Source organism: Schnuerera sp. (genome assembly GCF_035459645.1).
GTDB lineage: Bacteria > Bacillota > Clostridia > Tissierellales > Tepidimicrobiaceae > Schnuerera.
In genome coordinates, this window is record NZ_DATHXO010000404.1 from 1 (window position 1) to 2091 (window position 2091).

At 29.9% G+C, this 2091-nt stretch carries 3 protein-coding genes; all 3 read right to left on the minus strand.

Annotation, left to right across the window (positions count from 1 at the left end; all coding sequences use genetic code 11):
• A partial coding sequence (locus VK998_RS09515) for a glycerol-3-phosphate acyltransferase (protein ID WP_325227895.1) occupies positions 1–374 on the minus strand: 374 nt, incomplete at its 3' end.
• Positions 375–376: 2 nt separating this feature from the next.
• Complete coding sequence (gene der, locus VK998_RS09520; protein ID WP_325227896.1) at positions 377–1693, minus strand: ribosome biogenesis GTPase Der; 1317 nt, start codon at positions 1691–1693, stop codon at positions 377–379.
• The coding region (locus VK998_RS09525; RefSeq protein ID WP_325227897.1) for a DUF512 domain-containing protein at positions 1686–2091 on the minus strand (406 nt) is incomplete at its 5' end. The genes der and VK998_RS09525, both read right to left, overlap by 8 nt.

Sequence of the window (2091 nt, forward strand, 5' to 3'; positions counted from 1 at the left end):
ATTAAACTTATAATAGGAACTGGCCAGTATAATGATAAAAGTACACCAAAAGAAGTAGCTATTCCCCTACCTCCTTTAAATTTAAAAAATATTGGCCAATTATGACCTATAACAACAAAAATTCCTGCAATTAATTTCCCATTATAGTTCATTATCATACTTCCAATATAAACAGCTAATACACCTTTTAATATATCTAAAATAAATGTTAATGCTCCTACTTTTTTACCAAAGACTCTTAATGCATTGGTAGTTCCTGCATTTCCGCTTCCATGAGCTCTTATATCAGTTTTCATCAAGATTTTACCCAATACATAAGCTGAAGAAAAACTTCCTAAAAGATATGCAAAACAAATAACCAATAAAACCTTCAATTTTACTCACCCTTTTCTCTAAAATCAAATTGAATAGGTACCCCATCAAATCCAAAGTATTTTCTGATTTGATTTTCTAAATATCGCTGATAAGAAAAATGCATCAACTGTCTTTTATTTATGAAAATCAAGAATTTTGGCGGTCTAACAGCAATTTGGGTTCCATAATAGATTTTCAATCTGACTCCTTTATCTGAAGGTGGTTGTTTTAATAATACTGCTTCATTTATTATATCGTTTAAAACACCAGTGCTTATTCTTAAATTATTGTTATTATTCACCACTTTTAATAACTGGAATAATTTATCCACCCGTTTTCCAGTTTTAGCAGAAATAAAAACAATAGGAGCATAAGATATAAATCCTAATTTTTCTCTAATATTCTTTTCTAAACTCAAATGAGTATTAGTTTCCTTTTTTACTAAATCCCATTTATTTACTGCAATAATAATCCCTTTTCCATTATCATGAGCATATCCTGCAATTTTCGTATCCTGTTCTGAAACTCCTTCTGTGCCATCTATCATCAATATACATAAATCCGATCTATCTACAGCAGATAAGGTACGAACTACACTGTATCTTTCAACATTTTCATAGATGCTCCGTTTCCTTCTTAGTCCTGCCGTGTCTATGAACACATATTTATCTTCTCCATAAGTAAAATATGAATCTATGGCATCCCTAGTAGTACCAGGTATATTAGTTACAATAACCCTATCTTCTCCTAATATATTATTTATCAAAGAAGATTTTCCTACATTTGGTTTTCCGATTATTGCTACCTTAATCAATTCATCATCATATTCTGTATCTTTATGCTCTGGGAAATGTTTAATTACCTCATCCAGCAAATCACCTATACCTAAACCTTGTTCAGCAGAAATAATTATTGGATTTCCTATTCCCAATTCATAAAATTCAAATACTTGATCTGGGGTTTTATGGGTATCAACTTTATTACATACTAATAGGACTTCTTTTCCTGCTCTTCTTAATATACTTGCAATTTCTTCATCAGTTGATGTAACCCCATCCATACCATCAACTACAAACAATATAACATCTGCTGTATCAATAGCAATTTCAGCCTGACGTTTAATGTTTACAGGAATTATTTCCTCAGATTCTGGCTCTAATCCTCCTGTATCGATTAAAGTAAAATATTTATTCAGCCATTCTGCTTCAGCATAAATTCTATCTCTTGTAACTCCTGGATTATCTTCAGTAATAGCTATCCTTCTACCTACTATTCGATTAAACAATGTTGATTTTCCTACATTTGGTCTTCCTACAATACATACTACTGGTCTATCCATTTTTATCACCTCTAGCTCTTTTAAATAGTTGGACAAAATCATTACCTGAAACCTTTACTGGAATTATTTTAACCTTTAACCTATTTTCTATATCTTTTACAGTTAAATCATCTAAAAAAACATTAGTGTCTACTTTTAACATGGATTTAGGAATTATTATACCGTCTATGTCTTTATAATCTTTTAATTGATTAACAATATCTTCACCTGTCACCAATCCAGATACAGTAATTCTTGGTCCAAAAAAATTGTTTTTTATGGCAACTACTTTTAAATTCAATCCTGAAAACTTACTTATTATCTTATCTTTTATTTTATTCATAAAATCTTCAGCCAAAATACCTGTAGCTATAATATATTTTCTATCCAAAAATATTTTTTTGTCAATTTTCTTCAAT

Coding starts and splice junctions, on each gene's coding strand:
- der (WP_325227896.1), bottom strand. CDS start 1,693: ATGGATAGACCAGTAGTATGTATTGTAGGAAGACCAAATGTAGGAAAA.